We start from the raw sequence: 17,122 nt of genomic DNA, 5'->3' as shown, positions 1-17,122 counted from the left end.
GAACCTGATGAAAAGACTGATTATGTCATTAAAGTTGTGTTGCGTCGCACTAAAATGGGGCCGTTTTTCCCAAAAAAATGGCGAAAATCCAAGGTTTTTGCCGAGGGGCATTTTTCTTGACGGGGCTTGTTTTACGCCATAACTATGGGGATTATTTTATGGCAATAGAGGGCGGGGAATATGTCACTGCGCGACAACAATAAGGGTAAGGGACTGGTCGTTACGTCCAATACGGGCTTGAAAAAAACACATGGCGCGGTGGCGCGCCCGAATACGTCGGGGTTGGAAACGCTGAACAAGCTGGCAGTGCGCGATGTTTCCACGGCGACCAAGGGCCGCGGGCGTATTGGGTTTATTATCGATGCAACGGCCAGCCGGGAGAGAAACTGGACTGAGGCGCAGGACATCCAAGCCTCAATGTTCCGTGAAGTGGCTGCGGTTGGCACCATGCGATTGCGTCTGGTTCATTTTGGTGGCGGTGATCTGACCGCGCACGAATGGAAATCCAATCTCGACGATGTTTCCGCTGATATGAAGCGAGTGTCCTGTTCTGCCGGAGTGACGCAGATCGTTGAGTCCCTCCAATGCTTTGTCAGTGAGAATGAAGCATCGCGTGCCAGCAGTATTATCCTGATCGGCGATTCTTTTGAAGAAGATATAAACGGGCTTGACGCGATCGCAAAGGAACTGGCGATTCAGAAAATAAAAGTTTTCACGTTCCTTGATGGTCACGATCCGCGCGCGGAAAAAGCTTTTCAATCCCTGTCCCAAATCACGGGCGGAGCCTTTGCCAAGTTTGGGGCCAATATGCCGTTGAAAGATCTGTGCGAGGGGGTTGCCCTGCTGTCTGTCGGCGGAACTCAGGCCTTGCATCGTCTGAAAAACCAGCAAGCAAAAACCTTGCTATTGACGGCGCAGCCCAAATAATCCAACCGGATAAAGGCACAAAGCATGAGTGATCAAGACGAATCCGATCATAAAAACGATCAGGACAAGGTTGAAAAATTATATACGCGTCTGGGCAAAATCATGGCGCGTCTGCGCGATGATTCTTCCGACGAGGAATTGCTGGTCTCGCTGCGCCATACTTTGTCCTATATGCGGAAAATCAACGAGCTGGAGGAATCCTTCCTCGCTCCCGGCGATCATTACGAACAGCTGTCGTTTGAACGCATATACACGCTGGCATCGTCTGGCGGGTCGGACAGCCAGTTACAGGAACTCGCCGACGCCAATTCGTCCTTTGCCGAAGTGAACCAGCTCCTGACCGAAACCATCCAGAATTTGACCTATCGGCTCGATGCGATGAAGCGTCAATCGGCGGATGAAATTATTGGCCGTAAAGACGGGTCTTTTAACTTACGGTCCGATATTAAATCTGTGATGAGCGATGTCAGTGCGCTGATCGTCCGTCTTGAAAAAACACTGCCCGTATCCATCAGGGACCGCAACGGTGCGCCGGACTTATCGGGTTTGCGTCTGGACGAACAATTTGTACGGGATCTGGCAGGGGGCCAGGATATCAGTGCCGATCTGATGCGTCTGGCTCCGGATAGCCTGTCATGGGCGGGGGCTCTGCTGCGAAAGACCGGTCTGGCCTATGATTATAAAGACGTTTCGGCCTTGCGGCAGTTATTGTCCATCGTCCTGAAGGCGAACCGGAAGCTGGCAGATTTGAATGCAGATATTCTGCCGAATGTGCAGGAACAGCTGAACCTTGTGCGCGAAAATTTGGCGCTGGTTGAGCTATATGCCGGGCATGATGAACGCCAGTCGCCGCAATATAAAGAAGCGTTAGAGCACATTGAGCGGCTTGAATCCGCATTGGATCAACGTGCGACCCTGCAGGGATCGATTGATGATTTGCAGGCGCAGCTGAATGATATGTTGTCACAACATAAAGCGATGAAGATAACGCTGGATTCGCTGAATGCGGAGATTTTTTCCCTGCGGGAACAGCGGCATGAGCTTAAAAGCGATCTGATCCAGCGGGCCTGTGACGTGTTAACGGGGCAGAGGGTGCAAAGAGATCGACCTGCACCGACGAGTGAAAAATCTGGAATGTCTTTCTGGCAAGGCATGCTTGGCGGCGGATCGGCTCTGCATCAAAACGATAATAATTCGCCCCCAGCCCGCGACCCGGCTCTGGACGAACAACCGTTGTCAGCAGAGCAGATGGCGTTAAAAACCAGAGAGCGGGAGATTGCACGTTTGCGCGCTGATCTGGCGCGTCTCAAAATCGACCATAGCGCCGAGATCGCAGAACTAAAATCCGCACACCGCACAGAGCTGGCTGGTGCCTTCTGTCTGGCCGCAGAGACTGAATCCGGACGTCTGGTTCAGCGTCTGGAATCTGAAATTGCCGCCCTGCGCCAGGTTGCGTTGCAGGCGGATCAGGATTTGCAGAAATCCCAGCAGGATAAGGCCGCATTAGAAACGCGCGTGGAAACATGGGTGCAGTCTCAACCCGCGTTGGAAGCGCAGGTTGAAAAATGGCAAAAACGCTATGCCATCAAATCCGCGTTTATTGCCGCGGCCTGCGGTGTTACGGCTGTGGCCGGATACGGGGCCGGGGCCGCCATTTTGGATACGATGTCGCATGGAACGATGATGGCCTGGTATTTCGGCCTGGCGACGGCTGTATCGGGTGTGGGTGGTTTTATTGGGGCCAGGGTTTCGGATGTAAATCGTTCGCTCAAACAGTGCACGAAAATTGGCGTTGGATTTTCCTGTGCCGGGGCTATGGTGGCCGCCGTTGGTACGGGGCCGATCGTTTTCGATCGCCTCTACCACGAGATGGAAAATGAACGGAATATTCATACCGAAAAACGCAAGATTTTTGAATCTTGCGCTGTCGTTCCTTGCCAGTTTCAGAAGAAGGATGATGGAACCTATGAAATTATTCGTCCGGCCTCATCTGAAATAAGCAAAAAATCAGCAGCCGTTGTGACGGCCCAACGGTCACAGGCATTATAAGGGCGTTGATATGAATCACGTAGATTTCAACGATCTTTACAGCCGCGATATCGAAAAAGATCTGGGTGATTACTGGGCGCTGGATCAATACAGGGCACTGCAATCGCATCGGCGGATCTATGACGCGCAGGCCCATATCTATGCAGCAGCGGCGGTTAAACAATCGGCCCGCGGAAAATTTTTGTCTGAATTTGCGGAAAAATCGGGTGTTGGATTACAGCAATCCATGTCGATGCCCAACGGTACGCTGGCGCATTATATACACGGCGAAAATTCGAATCAGCCGGGAATAGTTGAATATGCGTCCTTTTTGACCCCGTCAATTTTGGGGCATGAATATCGCCATGCGTGGCAACATTTAACCGGAACCATGGCTATTCCTGCGGGGTCGCCGGAGGAAATGATCCTGCGTGACCGGTTTATCGAGGCCGACGCCCGTGCCTTTGAATTTGCAACGGCCGTTGAATATATTACGGCGGTCGGCGTAAAGAACAATTATGCCCGCTGCATGCTCGGGGCGATGGAAAGTTGGAGCAAAGAGATTCTCCGTTACAGTGAGGACGAAGTCCTGCGCTTGGGGCAGGATGCCGAAGCGCTAAAACAGGCGATGCGGTATGTTTTTGACCGCTGGATCAGTTTAACACCGCGCGCCGAAATTTATAATACGCTGTCCATCGAAGCACTGGAGAAAACGCGCAAGCCCGGAAGGTTGTCCCGCTTGTTCAAGGGGCAGGTTCTGGATGTGGTGTTTGATATGCTGGACCCCGCAGCACCGCCAGAAAAGATGTTCCAGTATCGTGGTGTAACGCCTGCGTTTGTCGATGGTTTGGTGAAACGGTTGGGGCAGATGGATGAAACCGGCGATGAGAATTATCTGACCCAGACAGCAGGGCTGCCGTTTACCCATGATTTTTATACGCGGGTCCATGATTTTCGTCTGGAACGTGTTGCGGCGTCGCTGAAAATTTAGGGGTATTTCTACTGCCCGGACGCCAGTCGGGTGGGGTGGTAAATAAACCCGTTCGCGGCATAGGGAAATCCAAACACGTTATCGTGGGCATTCCAAAACCGCACGCGCGACCAATCATTATTGGTGGAAATATCCTGTACCCGCATGGAATGGTAAAGGGCGCGTCGTGTTTCGCGGTTGTTGCCCCAGTTTGTGTGGGTCACGTTGATGTTACGGGAATCGATAACGTCTTTCACAACCGCGACATGGCCATGGGTCATTTTTTTCGTGCGCGGTAAAACTAGAACGGCACCAGGAGCCGGGCGTTGGCCACGTGGATAATTCTGTGCCGCCGCCTTGTTCCACCAGCTATGCGCATCACCAAATAAATCTATCCCCGAGACCCTGCGTGCATAAGGCACGCATTGCTCTGGCTTGCGCAGCATGCTGTATGAGGCCATGGGAGCCGGCGCGGGCGCAATGTCGGCGGTGGTTGCCGTTTGCGGCGTGGCATCCCTGTAACTCCACTTCGCTGCCGGTGGGGCGGAGCGTGTGGTGGTGCAGGCGGACAGCAGCATTAAAGCGGGAATGATAAAGATAACGGGGCGCATGGCCCCATTCTATGATTTTTGGGGCGAGAGTTCACCCCCTGAAATTTATTTACATATTTTTATGGCGCATCATACGTCATCACGGACCGGGCGCGCATGCCGTTCCATTGAAAGTCATTGAGGAATTTCAGGTCGATCAGAACCGCGAAGCCCTTCACATTATATCCGGCATCCTGGCACAATCCGGCGGTGGCTTTTAACGTGCCGCCGGTGGCCAGAACGTCATCGATAATGATGACATTGCCGCTGCCGGGTTTCAGGTGCAATTTCGCCGTGCCGTATTCCAACGCGTATTCCGCCTCGGCATAAGGTTGCGGCAATTTCCCGGCCTTGCGCGGCATGATGAAATTTTTCTGGCAATGGGCGGCCAGAGCTGAGGCGAAAATAAAGCCACGCGAATCAACGCCGGCAAAGCCATCAATGTCGGCCAGTTCGTGCGCGGGAAACAGATCGGCGAAGGCATGGACCACCTCCGGAAATTTTTGTGCCAGCAGGGGTGAGATGTCCCGGAAGACAACGCCGGGTTCGGGGAAGTCGGGAATGTCGTCGATATAGGCTTTAAAGGGCATGGCAAGCTCCTGTCCGGTGATGGCCCGGGAGAGAGTGTAGCGCCCCGGCGCGCGGGTTTAAAGTATTGCTTTTGTTTTATAATTTTTTGCCCTTTTGGGCGGCCCCGTTTTATTGCGAGGGGACGGCGTTTCGTGGTATAAATGAAGTAACGCACGCGTCTATGGCCCTTCTCCCAAGATGTTAAGGTTATGCAGCGACGGAAAACTTGATAATTAACCGGGCTCCGTGCCCTCTTAATTGGGTTTGACGATCATGCATCACACATTCGGGGCCACAGCTCCGTCACAGGACCATTCTACATTCCCGCAAATCAACGATCTGGCCCGGTATATCCGGGATACGAAACCGCGTTACCCCGTGTCGGTGTTGCGCCCTGATGTTTTGATGGATAAAGCGCGCGAATTTACGACGACCTTCCCAGGCGACGTTCTGTACGCCGTCAAATGCAATCCGGATGAACGGGTTATTCAGTCCTTTATCGCGGGTGGCGTACGCAATTTCGATTGCGCGTCGATCAACGAAGTAAAATTGATCCATCGTCTGATGCCAACGGCCACGATTTATTTCATGCACCCGGTCAAGGCGCGGGAATCAATTTATGAAGCGTATCATCATTATAATGTGCGCCGCTTCGTTCTGGATTCCGCCGACGAATTGCAAAAAATCGTTGATGTGCTTGGGCCGGTCGATGATCTGATCTTGTTTGTTCGCATGGCGGTGCCAAAGGAAAAGGTGGCGGTCGATTTTTCCGCCAAATTTGGCGCACAGCCGGTTCTGGCGATTGATTTGTTGCAACGTGCACGAGGGTATTGCGTGAAACTGGGCGTATCGTTCCATGTGGGCACACATTGCCTGCAAACGCAATCTTATGGCCGTGCGGTTCAGGCCGCGTTGGATGTTATTACCGCCAGTGGTGTGCATGTCGATGCGCTGGATATTGGCGGTGGTTTCCCGGCCAATCTGTCACCAGATAACCCGCCACCGCCGTTCGCGGATTATGTGGCCGTGGTCAATGATACGCTGGCGCGCAATGGTCAATCCCATCTGCATTTGCTGTGCGAACCGGGGCGCGGTCTGGTGGCCGCCGGTGGGGCTCTGGTCGTGCGGGTGGAATTGCGTAAGGGCGATTTGTTGTACCTGAACGACGGAACTTATGGCGGCATGTTCGAGGGTGGGCCGACGGCAGATTTATTTTATCCCGTCGAAATGGTTCGGGTGGGGGGCGCGCAGCCGTCTTCCGACTTGGTGCCCTTCCGTTTTGCGGGCCCGACCTGTGACTCCATCGATATGATGAAGGGCCCCTTTATGTTGCCAGCCGATATTGGTGAAGGAGACTGGATCATTATTGACCAGCTTGGCGCTTATGGCGAGATTAGTCGCACGCCTTTCAACGGGTTTGATCAGGTTATCAAAATTGAACAGGTCAAAGTCAGGCAAAAAAAGAGAGTGCGCAGGGTTGCGTAACCAGAAAAAGAGAAAGGCCCGTTTTTACGGGCCTTTTTTATAAGCGTTGGCGCTATGGAATTGTATAGTCGGTGCTCCATGCGAACCAGATCGCTTGCGCCTGAAATCAAACAAGCGGTTACGAACGACAGGATTGTAACCGGTGAAAGCATGTCTATGGCTTTATATCTTCCATATCTTTGTCGTACTGATAACGGAGTTTTCATATTTCTGGCCAGTGCCGGGGCCCTGACATTTTTCTATGATCGGGGGAGAAACTGACGAGTGATCCGTATATAGTGGTGCCCACAGATTCTACCCCAACACTGACAGCGGGATGACGCGCAATGGATATGATTTACTGGGACCACTATTACAACGCTATTCTGGCTTTGAATTTTCTGGTCGTCATCGGGTTGTTTACGTCATTGCGCCTGTTTTCCGGGGTGATTGCGCACATTCATGCCTCTGATGAATTGCTGTGCAAGGATAATCCGGCGTTTGGTATCTCTCTGGCATCGACCACGCTGGCGGTGACAATTGTCCTGAGCGGCCTGGTGTATGGCCGTCCTGATAATACAATTTTTCACACGGTCGCGGCGGTTGCGGTGTTTGGGGTTCTGGGGATCGGTCTGATGGCCCTGACCCGGATCATTTTTGATCGGGTGACGTTGCGCGATGTTTCATTGCGTGACGAAATTGTTGGCGGCAATGTGGCGGTGGCGATTGCGGACGCGGCGAATATTCTGGCGGCAGCGATTATTATTCGCGCTTTGATGGTGTGGACCACGCCGGATTCGGTTGATGGGGCCATCGCCCTGTTGGGTGGTTATGCCGTGTCGCAGGTTATTCTGACGGTCGTGACGTGGATCAGCATTAAAATTTTCCGTCCCGGCAGCAATGGCGCGGGTTTGCAGGATTATTTGAAGCAAGACAATCGGGCGCTGGCCTTGCGTTTTGCCGGGAAGAAAATTGGAACGGCGTTTGCGATTGCCATGGCCGCGCAGATCGTTGTCTATGAAGTGTACGATATTGTTCCTTTGTTGGCGGCCTGGTTTGTCGTGTCCATCATTGCCGTGGCAGTGTGGCGCATTTTATGCCTGATTGCGGAAAAAATTATTCTGTTCCGCGTCGATGTACAGTCCGAAGTTCTGGACCAGAGAAATATCGCTATCGGTGCCTTACAGGCGGCGATTTACATCTCCCTCGGCATTTTGATGTCGTCGCTGTAAGCGGTTAAGGAGAATGGGGCGATGAAACTGACTTTTCTCGGTGCAACGGAAACGGTAACCGGGTCCAAATATCTTCTGGAACATGGCGGCAAAAAATATCTGATTGATTGCGGCCTGTTTCAGGGGTCAAAGGAACTACGCTCGCGGAACTGGGACGGGTTGCCCGTGGCCCCCAACGCGATTGACGCGGTCATTCTGACCCATGCGCATATTGATCATAGCGGTTACATTCCCAAACTGGTCAAGGCGGGATTTCGCGGCCCCATTTACTGTACCGATGCGACGTTTGATCTGTGCAAGATCCTGTTGCCCGATTCTGGCCATTTACAGGAAGATGACGCGGCCGAGGCCAACCGTTACGGGTGGACCAAACATCACCCGGCTTTGCCGCTTTATACCGAAGATGATGCGCGCGAATCCCTGCAATATTTCCGGCCCTTGTCTTTTGGCACACCCCATGGGTTGACGGATGAGCTGAGTTTTACCTTCCACCGGGCGGGGCATATTCTGGGGGCTGCGTTTGTCCGAATTACGGATGGATACACGTCGGTTTTGTTTTCCGGTGATATTGGCCGCCTGCATAACCCGGTGATGAAACCGCCGGCAAAGATGCAGGATGCTGATTACCTGGTTCTGGAATCCACCTATGGTGATCGCCTGCATGACAAGGACGACCCGACCGATGAAATTGAAGCGGTGGTCCGACGGACGGTGAACCGTGGCGGAACCGTGGTCATTCCGGCCTTTGCTGTAGGGCGGGCTCAGGCCTTGCTTTATCACATCTATGTCCTGCGCAGTGAAAACCGTATCCCGGACATTCCCATCTTTCTGGACAGTCCGATGGCGATTAACGCCACCGATATGCTGAAACGCCATATGAGCGATCATCGCCTGTCCGCCGAGGAATGCGATGCGTTATGCAGCGTTGCGCGCTATACCCGTACAGTTGCAGAGTCCAAGGCGATTAACGAAAACAATCGCAATAACAACATGCCGAAAATTATTATCTCGGCCAGTGGAATGGCGACTGGCGGCCGCGTGTTGCATCACCTGAAAAACTATATTGGGGATGCAAAGAATACGATTTTACTGACCGGGTTTCAGGCCGCTGGAACGCGGGGGGACCGTCTGGCCCGCGGGGAAAAAGAATTGAAAATCCACGGCAGTATCTGGCCCGTGCGCGCGGAAATTGCCATGCTGGACAGCATGTCGGCCCATGCCGATTATGCCGAGATTTTAAGCTGGCTGGGGAATTTTCAATCGGCCCCACGCCGCGTTTTTATCACCCATGGTGAAATCAATGCCGCCAACGCCATGCGCGATAAGGTCGAAGAAACGTTCGGGTGGAACGCGATTGTGCCGTCTTATATGCAGAGCGAGGATTTATGACGCAAATACCCAACCAACCTGCAGTGTGTGACAAGGCGTGCAGTGGCGGGGCTTTTGCAGATGATGGGCGGCCGCGCTTGATCGTTGTAACTGGTGGCCCGGGCGCAGGGAAAACGGCTGTGCTGGAAATCATCCGCAAAGATTTGTGCGAGCATGTTGTTATCCTGCCCGAAGCGGCCTCCATCGTCTTTGGCGGCGGGTTCTGGCGTTTAAATACAACGCTGGGCATTCGTGCGTCGCAACGCGCCATTCTGCATATTCAGCAGGAACTGGAATCAATCGTTGAGGGCGAAAAGAAATGGCCCGTTGGTCTGTGCGATCGCGGGGTTCTGGATGGGCTGGCCTATTGGCAGGGTGATGAGGCTGATTTCTGGGCGGCGGCGCAATCCAGTCTGGCGGCGGAATATGCGCGGTATCATTGCGTGATCCATTTGCGCACGCCGACGGAAGAACATGGCTATAACCATGATAACCCCCTGCGTGTTGAAACGGCGTCACAGGCGGCGTTGATTGATGAAAAAATTCATAAAATCTGGTCGGACCATCCGCGCTATCACATGATTAACAGCCACCCTGATTTCCTGGTCAAGGCCGAGGAGGCCGTGCGCCACATTATCCGGGAATTGCCAACCATCTGTGCGCAGGTGGCGGCGGCCTAGATCTTCCTAGCGACAGACATTGACAGTCACTGTCTTGATCTTGTTGTCGCGGCGATAGGTTTCGATTTTTTCCCGTGCCGCCAATGTTGTTGGGTAAGCGTGCTCGGTCCGAGCCCGTTCCCGGGCCAGGCCAGGAAATGTTTTTTCAATCAGCGCGGTCATTAAAGCCAGTTTTTCCGGCTTCTCATTGTTCAGCAGTCGAATAGGGAATTTCGGTTCGGCGGCGATATAATACCGCACATAATCTTCAATCATCGATGCTTGCTGTTCGTTGCAAAAGTCGTCGAAGCGGCTTTCTGCCGTCACGTCGTAGTCATAGGTCTGGCACAATTTCCATGCCTGTTTGAACAGGGACCAGTTTTGTGCCTGCCAGATATGGGTCATTTCATGTGCGAACAGACTGATGGATTCTGGTTTTGTCCTGTCGCTGTAATCATGCGCATGGTGGCCATGGTAAAAGATGATGGATCGCGGGCTGATCGTTTTCGCCTCTGAACATTTATTGGGATCCTGATCCAGATATTTATTCACGACGGCTGTGTTCACCTGTCCGGCGAAAATCGTATGCACCAGATCTTGCTCCCCCGTGGTGAGCGGGTAGGGTGGCTCGGTAAAAGCGGCGCAGCCAGACAGGGTGCCGCCCAAAATGACAGCGGCCATGGCAGGGGTGGTCCGGGCGCGGAAGATGCGGGTCAAATAGGATGCGGTCATGGGTTTAAGTCCCTGTTTTTATTTGTTTTTCATAATTTGGCTACTATAGGGCAGTTCTTTTTGGGCTGTCCAGAAAAAAGCTCCGAAGCGGTTCACGTTGCCATTTGAGATGGTTTGACGTAATTTTCCGGCGTTCCAAATAAGAGGCCCGCCATACGGACCCGGAACAGGGAGCAGGACATGTTGATGGATGTTTTTACGACGACGGGGGACCGCGCCGCGCTGTTGGCGCATCGGCGGCACACGCTGTCTGCCCTTTTTCGTGATAATGCATATCCGACATTGACCGTTGATGCGGCCCATACCCACCAAAGCATGGACGGTTTTGGATTTTCCCTGACAGGGGGCAGCGCCATGTTAATAGCAAGGCTGGCGCCATCTGCGCGCCAGGATTTGCTGCGCGAATTATTTACCCGAGACGGGCGGGGGATCGGTGTCAGTTTTCTGCGTTTGACGATTGGCGCATCGGACCTCAGCACCAAAAGTTATTCTTACAACGACCTTCCTCCTGGCCAGACGGATTTTTCCCTGTCGCGTTTTGATATTATGGCGGGGGATGAACATGTCATCCCCGTGCTGAAAGACATCCTGTCCATCAACCCGGATATACGGATCATGGCCAGTCCGTGGTCTGCGCCGCCATGGATGAAGGATAATGGCAGTTTCGTGGGCGGGTCGTTGAAACCGGACTGTTATGACGTGTATGCGCGCTACCTCGTCCGCTATCTTGAAACGATGAAGTCGCATGGTATTCCCGTTCATGCCATGACGTTGCAAAATGAACCGCATAACCACAAAAACGACCCCAGCATGGTGATGACCGCGTCCGCACAGGCGGATTTTATTCAAAATCATATTGGGCCCATGTTGCAAAAATCCGGTTTGAATACACAAATTTTGTGCTGGGATCATAATTGCGATGAACCGGATTATCCGGTCGCGGTCTTATCCGATCCGGCGGTTAAACGCTATGTGACGGGGGTTGCCTTTCACCTCTATAACGGCGGGCCCGAGGCCTTGTCACAGGTTCAGGCCCTGCACCCGGATCAAAAAATGTATCTGACCGAACAATGGGTGGGGGCCGATGGCAATTTCCGGGACGATCTGGCGTGGCATGCGCGCAATGTTTTTATTGGTGTGATGCGCAATGGCGGCCGTGCTGTTCTGGAATGGAACTTGGCGTCTGATCCGGCTTGCGGGCCGCATACGCCGGGCGGTGAACCGCATTGTGTTGGCGCGTTGACGATTGATGATCAATCCATCACGCGCAATGTCGCGTATTATCTGATTGGCCATGCCGCAAAATTCATCCCACCGGGGTCTGTGCGGGTTGAGTCCAATGATCATGATATACTGCGCAATGTGGCATTCCACACACCTGATGGGCGCATGGTCATGATGGTGTTGAACGACAGTGATCGAAACCAGCGATTCAATATCCGCCATGGCGAAAAACAGGCAACGATAACCCTGAAGGCTGGTGCGGTGAGTACGTGCAGCTGGTCCGCGCCCTAGAGCTTATCAAACATATTGAAATGGCGGGGGTGGCGGCGTAAACGGGCGGTATATCGCCGCAGGGAATGTGGTTTTTTCCATTGTACCCCGATCAACCACTGTGCCGCCTTTGATATCCAGATGGCGTGTATGGTAAAGCATCAATCCACTGCGGTGCGCGATGCTGACAATCGTGGCGTCAGGCAAAATTTCGCGCAGGCGTTTGTACATCAGATCCTGTAAATCTTCATCCAATCCCGATGTGGCCTCGTCCAGAAAGACCATGTCGGGTTTATGCAGGAAAATACGGGCAAAAATCAGACGTTGCTTTTCGCCGATCGATAAATCGCGCCATGATGTGTTATTGCGTTCTTTGTCGTGCAGATGCGGTATCAGGTAATCCAGTTCCGCAAGTCGCAGGGCTTCGGTTACGTCCTCATCGTTGTATGCGGTGGCGTCGCTGCTGGGGTATATGACGTTTTCTTTGAGCGTGATATTCCCCTTAATATGTGGGGTTTGTGACGCGAAAATCAGCGACATACCGGATGGTAATGTGACGTGACCGTCCCCATGTTTCCACAGTCCGACAACCGAACGCAGTAAAAGCGATTTCCCACTGCCGGATCGCCCGGTCAGGAGGATGCGTTCACCCCTGTTAATCTGCAGATTCGGGATGTTCAGGATGGGTTCATCACGAACAGAGTTTTGCAATCTTATATCGCGCAGGATGATGGATTGGCCATTTCCGCTTTCCACCTTGATGTTGGCGTTCTTGCCATGGGCGGTGTAAAAATCCTGCGGGTCTTTTGAAAGTTCGATTTCATGCGCGAATTTGGTCATCAAATTAACGCGTGTCTGGATTCTGAATATGGCCTGGCTGACCTGCATGGGCCAGGCCAGGCTGTCACGCAGTCGGTCCAGAAAATTGACGTAGGTTAAAACGTCGCCGGTCGTTGCAATCTGGCCGATTTTATATCCTATGGCACCCACGCCCCACGCGACCAGTTTTGACATGTCGTTATTGATGCCCAGCAACGCGCCAATCTGGGCCTGCATTTTTTCAAAACTGATCCACCGCCCTTTGACCGCGTCGAAATCGCTTTTCAAATTTTTGCGTTCAACATTCTGGTCGTTATAGGATGCGATCTCACTCGAATGTGAAAACATATTGGTCAGGTTGCTACGCATTTCGCCCTGGGCGTGAACGTAATGCTCGCCTAGTCGAACGCTGGGCTTCCCGGTCTTGCGCAGCATGACTGTTCCGATCGCCGCGCACACCAATGCCGTGCCGGCGCTGGCCCAGAAAAAGGGTGACGGGGCCGCAATGGCGAGACCTGCAGCCTTGGTCGCGATCGGGCCGGTAATTTGGTAAAGCGTGTAAGTGGCCGCCAGCAGGTTCAAAAATGCACGCAGGCCACCCGTATAAAGTTCGACAATCTGGCTGGCCAGGACGTCGGGGTCTTCGGACAAACGCTGGTCCATATTCGGGACGGTTTTTGAATTATTGATATGAAAGAATGATTTTCCTTTCAGGACGGCATTACCGAACTGTTCCGTCAGATAGCCGCGCCACCCAATAATCAAATGGCGTTCAAGGAAGTAGCGATAGTTCCATACCCCGGCAAACCCGATGCCCAGCCCGACAAATTTTAAAACCTCTTTGCCCAGGGCCATGGCGTCGAAATCTGGCGAAGCCAGGGCGTTCAGAAACGCACCGGGCCATTTCAACATTTCCATGCCCAGGTAAATATCGGCAAAGGTCAGGGCCGTCATCGCCGCCAGCAAGCCAAAGGCTTTATATTTCTGGTTCGATTTCCAATAGGATGAAATAAGCCCACGGGCCGTTTTCATCTGTGCGATGTCGTCGGTGTGGGATGTGCTGGCCATCAAACGGGCACGGATTTTCGCGCCCAGCCCGGCCTCGGATGCTGGATCGGGTCTGCTCACTTTCGCGAACATGCGGCGCAACCATGGTCGCGCCTTGTTGTTTGGCCCCTGATCTTCGATTGTCTTATACCTTTTATTGAATAGGAGGGTTCTAAGGGCATTCCCGGGCCCTGACAAGATAATTGGCGGGTGTTCCCCGGGAAATAATTGTGCGTCGCAAAAAGGTTTGTTGCGTATAGGTCGCACCGCAATGAAAAGGCCCACTTTTTATATTGGACAAGCCGCTTTTTCCCCATTATCGCTATGGCCCTATCATTAAAAAACTTAAGCCAGCAGGGTATCGAAAATGTCTTCCACGAACGACATGCATGCATTTGTGACCGATCTGATGAGCCGTATGACGCTTGAGGAAAAAATCGGTCAGATGAACCTGACGCAACCGTCACATGGTGATGGCGAGGATGAAATTGTAACGGGTGAAGCCAAGAATAATGGCACCGAAGAAAAAATTCGTCAGGGTTTGGTGGGTAGTATTTTGAACGCGCGCCGCCCCCATGTTGTTCGCCGTTATCAGAAAATTGCCGTTGAAGAATCGCGCCTGCAAATCCCTCTGATTTTTGCTTTGGATGTCATTCACGGCCATGTCACCGCGTTTCCGACGCCGTTGGCGCTGTCTTCCAGCTGGAATATGGATCTGATTCAGGAAACGGCGCGTCTGGCGGCCCGCGAAGCGGTGGCCGATGGTATCAAGCAAGTTTATTCCCCGATGGTGGATATTGCGCGCGACCCGCGTTGGGGGCGCATTGCCGAAGGTTCAGGTGAAGACCCATATTTGGGATCGCGTATTGCCGAAGCAATGGTCCGTGGATATCAAGGCGATGATTTGTCCGCGCCGGATTCCGTTATGGCCTGCCTGAAACACTTTGCTGGTTACGGTGCGGCTGAGGCAGGGCGTGATTATAACACGGTGGATATGAGCCGGTTGAAATTGCAGGAAACGATCCTGCCGCCATTCCGGGCCGGCGTGAAAGCCGGAGCAGGCAGCATTATGAACGCCTTCAACGACCTGAACGGTGTGCCCGCATCGGCGGATAAATGGCTGATGACCGATGTCGCCCGCGAAGATTGGGGGTTTGACGGTTTCTTCGTGTCTGATTTCACCGGCATTAATGAGATGATCAAACATGGCGTTGGTGATCTGAAGGCCGTATCCGCACTGGCGGTCAAGGCTGGACTGGATATGGACATGGTGGGTGAGGGGTACCTGACCACCCTGAAGCAGTCGATTGAAGATGGCAGTGTATCCATCGACGATATCGACCGGGCCTGCCGCAAGGTTCTTGAGGCGAAATACAAACTCGGCCTGTTCGATAACCCGTATTACGGCATGGACCCGGCCAATCCGGAAAAAATCCATCTGGCCCCGGAAACCCGCGCTGTCGCGCGCGAAGCGGTGGTGCAGTCCTGTGTTCTGCTGAAAAATGACAATGCTGCCCTGCCGCTGAAACGTGCGGGTACAATTGCTTTGATTGGCCCTCTGGCGAATGACAAGCGAAACATCCCTGGAATGTGGGCGGGGAATACCAATATCGACGCCTGTGTATCGATTATGGATGGCCTCGTTCAATCCGCCGGTGATCAGGCGAAGGTTTTGTATGCCAAGGGTGCGAATATCACCGACGATCTGGATGAAGTGGAACGCCTGAACATCTTCGAGAAAAAGGATGCTCCGGTCAAAAATGCGATGATTGACCCGCGTTCCCCGGCTGACATGCTGGCCGAAGCCGTTGCCGTCGCGTCGCAGGCTGACGTGATCGTGGCTGTTGTGGGTGAATCCAAAGAACATACGGGCGAGGCGTCCAGCCGCACCAATATCGATTTGCCGCAAAGCCAGCGGGTTCTGATTGATGAATTGTACAAAACCTCCAGAAAGACGGGCAAGCCGCTGGTTCTCGTCGTCATGGGCAGCCGCCCGCTGACATTGGGATGGGAACGTGAACATTCCGATGCGATGCTGATGGCATGGCATGGCGGAACAGAAATGGGTAATGGTGTTGCTGATCTGTTGTTCGGTGATCGTACCCCGTCTGGCAAGTTGACGGTGACATTCCCGCGCAATGTGGGGCAAATTCCGATTTACTACGCCCACAAAACAACCGGTCGCCCGTTGACGGCAGATGGCAATGATGCCGGCGAATGGAAAAAATTCCGTTCCGCTTATCTGGATTGCCGCAACGATCCGGAATTTCCGTTCGGCTTTGGCCTCAGCTACACGAATTTTAATTACAGCCCGGTCAAGGTGAACAAAGACAGCCTGACGGGACATCAGAAGTTAAAAGCATCCGTGACGCTGACCAACACGGGGGCGTATGCGGGCGAAGAAACGGTTCAGCTTTACATCACTGATCCGGTTTGCTCCCGCACGCGTCCGGTGAAGGAGTTGAAAGGCTTCCAGAAAGTTTCATTGCAGCCAGGTGAGCAAAAAGAAGTGATCTTTGATATCACGACCGAAGACCTGAAATTCTTCATCACCGAAAACAAATTCGGCTGGGAACCGGGCGATTTCATCATCCACATTGGCACCAATGCCCAAGACACACAAACCGCGACCGTGCATTGGGAAAAGTCTGCCTCTGTAAAGCGCCCCAAATGCGGCCCGCAGCCTTAATTTTTGAATGCCTATGCAATGTGAAAAGGGCTTGCAACAATGCAGGCCTTTTTCATTCTATGGGTGCGCCTAGCGCTTCCGCGTCATAAATTTATCCAGTTGATTGGCGAATTTTTCGCGGTCTTTGGGAGTGAATGGGGCGGGGCCGCCGCGTATGTCCTCCATCAATCCGCCGCGCAGGCTTTCCATCAAATCCCGCATCGCCAGAATTTCGCCAATATTGCTTAAATCATAAAGCTCTCCGCGCGGGTTGAGGGCAAAGGCTCCTTTTTTAACGATGGCGGCGGCCAGGGGAATGTCGGCTGTAACGACCATATCGCCCTCTGTGCACAGTTCGACGATTTTCTGGTCGGCAACATCAAACCCGGCTTCGACTTGAATAAAGCTGATGTTCCGGATGGGTGGGATGAACAGGTATTGGTTGGCGACCAGCGTAATGGGTACGCCCGTTCGCTCCGAAACTTTGAACAATAACTCCTTGATCACCTTTGGGCAGGCGTCTGCATCAACCCATATTTTCATACCAACGCTCC

Annotated in this window: 14 protein-coding genes; 9 read left to right on the top strand and 5 right to left on the bottom strand. The window is 53.0% G+C overall.

What is annotated here, in order from left to right:
- Positions 1-180: 180 nt before the first annotated feature.
- Genes MICA_RS09580 through MICA_RS09570 form a run of 3 tightly spaced genes read left to right on the top strand, consistent with a single transcriptional unit; the run spans position 181 to position 3,946 of the window.
- Positions 181-927, top strand: coding sequence for a hypothetical protein (locus MICA_RS09580; RefSeq protein ID WP_014103547.1), 747 nt, complete (start codon positions 181-183; stop codon positions 925-927).
- Between the two features lie 24 nt (positions 928-951).
- On the top strand, positions 952-2,976 hold the full coding sequence (locus MICA_RS09575; protein WP_014103546.1) for a coiled-coil domain-containing protein: 2,025 nt from the start codon (positions 952-954) through the stop codon (positions 2,974-2,976).
- Between the two features lie 10 nt (positions 2,977-2,986).
- On the top strand, positions 2,987-3,946 hold the full coding sequence (locus tag MICA_RS09570; RefSeq protein WP_014103545.1) for a DUF6782 family putative metallopeptidase: 960 nt from the start codon (positions 2,987-2,989) through the stop codon (positions 3,944-3,946).
- Between the two features lie 8 nt (positions 3,947-3,954).
- On the opposite strand, the gene MICA_RS09565 is transcribed toward MICA_RS09570, so the two are convergent.
- Positions 3,955-4,536: a CHAP domain-containing protein gene (locus MICA_RS09565; protein WP_014103544.1), complete on the bottom strand. Its 582-nt coding sequence runs from the start codon at positions 4,534-4,536 to the stop codon at positions 3,955-3,957.
- A gap of 59 nt (positions 4,537-4,595) precedes the next feature.
- Positions 4,596-5,105: an adenine phosphoribosyltransferase gene (locus MICA_RS09560; RefSeq protein WP_014103543.1), complete on the bottom strand. Its 510-nt coding sequence runs from the start codon at positions 5,103-5,105 to the stop codon at positions 4,596-4,598.
- A 253-nt stretch (positions 5,106-5,358) separates the two neighbouring features.
- On the opposite strand from MICA_RS09560, the gene MICA_RS09555 reads away from it, so the two are divergent.
- From MICA_RS09555 to MICA_RS09540, 4 genes are all read left to right on the top strand, one after another.
- On the top strand, positions 5,359-6,570 hold the full coding sequence (locus MICA_RS09555; RefSeq protein WP_049782141.1) for a type III PLP-dependent enzyme: 1,212 nt from the start codon (positions 5,359-5,361) through the stop codon (positions 6,568-6,570).
- 326 nt (positions 6,571-6,896) lie between these two features.
- The gene (locus MICA_RS09550; protein ID WP_014103541.1) at positions 6,897-7,781 is read left to right on the top strand and encodes a DUF350 domain-containing protein; all 885 of its coding nucleotides are present in this window, start codon (positions 6,897-6,899) and stop codon (positions 7,779-7,781) included.
- 21 nt (positions 7,782-7,802) lie between these two features.
- A complete protein-coding gene (locus tag MICA_RS09545; RefSeq protein ID WP_014103540.1) occupies positions 7,803-9,170 on the top strand; it encodes an MBL fold metallo-hydrolase RNA specificity domain-containing protein in 1,368 nt (455 codons plus the stop codon).
- Positions 9,167-9,829, top strand: a complete 663-nt coding sequence (locus MICA_RS09540) for an ATP/GTP-binding protein (RefSeq protein WP_081463079.1) — start codon at positions 9,167-9,169, stop codon at positions 9,827-9,829. The genes MICA_RS09545 and MICA_RS09540 overlap by 4 nt, the downstream gene beginning before the upstream one ends.
- Positions 9,830-9,835: 6 nt before the next feature.
- On the opposite strand, the gene MICA_RS09535 is transcribed toward MICA_RS09540, so the two are convergent.
- Positions 9,836-10,540 (bottom strand): hypothetical protein, encoded by a 705-nt coding sequence (locus MICA_RS09535; RefSeq protein WP_014103538.1) that lies wholly within the window; start codon positions 10,538-10,540, stop codon positions 9,836-9,838.
- A gap of 180 nt (positions 10,541-10,720) precedes the next feature.
- On the opposite strand from MICA_RS09535, the gene MICA_RS09530 reads away from it, so the two are divergent.
- The gene (locus MICA_RS09530; protein WP_014103537.1) at positions 10,721-12,055 is read left to right on the top strand and encodes a glycoside hydrolase family 30 protein; all 1,335 of its coding nucleotides are present in this window, start codon (positions 10,721-10,723) and stop codon (positions 12,053-12,055) included.
- 6 nt (positions 12,056-12,061) lie between these two features.
- Here MICA_RS09530 and MICA_RS09525 read toward each other — a convergent pair whose 3' ends face one another.
- Positions 12,062-13,993 carry an ABC transporter ATP-binding protein/permease gene (locus MICA_RS09525; protein ID WP_236619893.1) on the bottom strand — a complete coding sequence of 644 codons (1,932 nt, stop codon included), beginning with the start codon at positions 13,991-13,993 and terminating at the stop codon, positions 12,062-12,064.
- Positions 13,994-14,267: 274 nt separating this feature from the next.
- Here MICA_RS09525 and bglX point away from each other — a divergent pair, with 274 nt between their 5' ends.
- On the top strand, positions 14,268-16,589 hold the full coding sequence (bglX, locus tag MICA_RS09520) for a beta-glucosidase BglX (RefSeq protein WP_014103535.1): 2,322 nt from the start codon (positions 14,268-14,270) through the stop codon (positions 16,587-16,589).
- Positions 16,590-16,658: 69 nt separating this feature from the next.
- Here the strand turns inward: bglX and MICA_RS09515 are convergent, their stop codons facing one another.
- A complete protein-coding gene (locus MICA_RS09515; protein WP_014103534.1) occupies positions 16,659-17,111 on the bottom strand; it encodes a YaiI/YqxD family protein in 453 nt (150 codons plus the stop codon).
- Positions 17,112-17,122: the final 11 nt, after the last annotated feature.

Origin of the sequence: Micavibrio aeruginosavorus ARL-13, from assembly GCF_000226315.1 — a bacterium.
Lineage (GTDB): Bacteria > Pseudomonadota > Alphaproteobacteria > Micavibrionales > Micavibrionaceae > Micavibrio > Micavibrio aeruginosavorus_B.
This window is presented reverse-complemented; position numbering and strand designations above follow the sequence as displayed.

Coding starts and splice junctions, on each gene's coding strand:
- MICA_RS09530 (WP_014103537.1), top strand. CDS start 10,721: ATGTTGATGGATGTTTTTACGACGACGGGGGACCGCGCCGCGCTGTTG.
- MICA_RS09575 (WP_014103546.1), top strand. CDS start 952: ATGAGTGATCAAGACGAATCCGATCATAAAAACGATCAGGACAAGGTT.
- MICA_RS09545 (WP_014103540.1), top strand. CDS start 7,803: ATGAAACTGACTTTTCTCGGTGCAACGGAAACGGTAACCGGGTCCAAA.
- MICA_RS09515 (WP_014103534.1), bottom strand. CDS start 17,111: ATGAAAATATGGGTTGATGCAGACGCCTGCCCAAAGGTGATCAAGGAG.
- MICA_RS09535 (WP_014103538.1), bottom strand. CDS start 10,540: ATGACCGCATCCTATTTGACCCGCATCTTCCGCGCCCGGACCACCCCT.
- MICA_RS09555 (WP_049782141.1), top strand. CDS start 5,359: ATGCATCACACATTCGGGGCCACAGCTCCGTCACAGGACCATTCTACA.
- MICA_RS09560 (WP_014103543.1), bottom strand. CDS start 5,105: ATGCCCTTTAAAGCCTATATCGACGACATTCCCGACTTCCCCGAACCC.
- MICA_RS09570 (WP_014103545.1), top strand. CDS start 2,987: ATGAATCACGTAGATTTCAACGATCTTTACAGCCGCGATATCGAAAAA.
- MICA_RS09550 (WP_014103541.1), top strand. CDS start 6,897: ATGGATATGATTTACTGGGACCACTATTACAACGCTATTCTGGCTTTG.
- bglX (WP_014103535.1), top strand. CDS start 14,268: ATGTCTTCCACGAACGACATGCATGCATTTGTGACCGATCTGATGAGC.
- MICA_RS09525 (WP_236619893.1), bottom strand. CDS start 13,993: ATGTTCGCGAAAGTGAGCAGACCCGATCCAGCATCCGAGGCCGGGCTG.
- MICA_RS09540 (WP_081463079.1), top strand. CDS start 9,167: ATGACGCAAATACCCAACCAACCTGCAGTGTGTGACAAGGCGTGCAGT.
- MICA_RS09580 (WP_014103547.1), top strand. CDS start 181: ATGTCACTGCGCGACAACAATAAGGGTAAGGGACTGGTCGTTACGTCC.
- MICA_RS09565 (WP_014103544.1), bottom strand. CDS start 4,536: ATGCGCCCCGTTATCTTTATCATTCCCGCTTTAATGCTGCTGTCCGCC.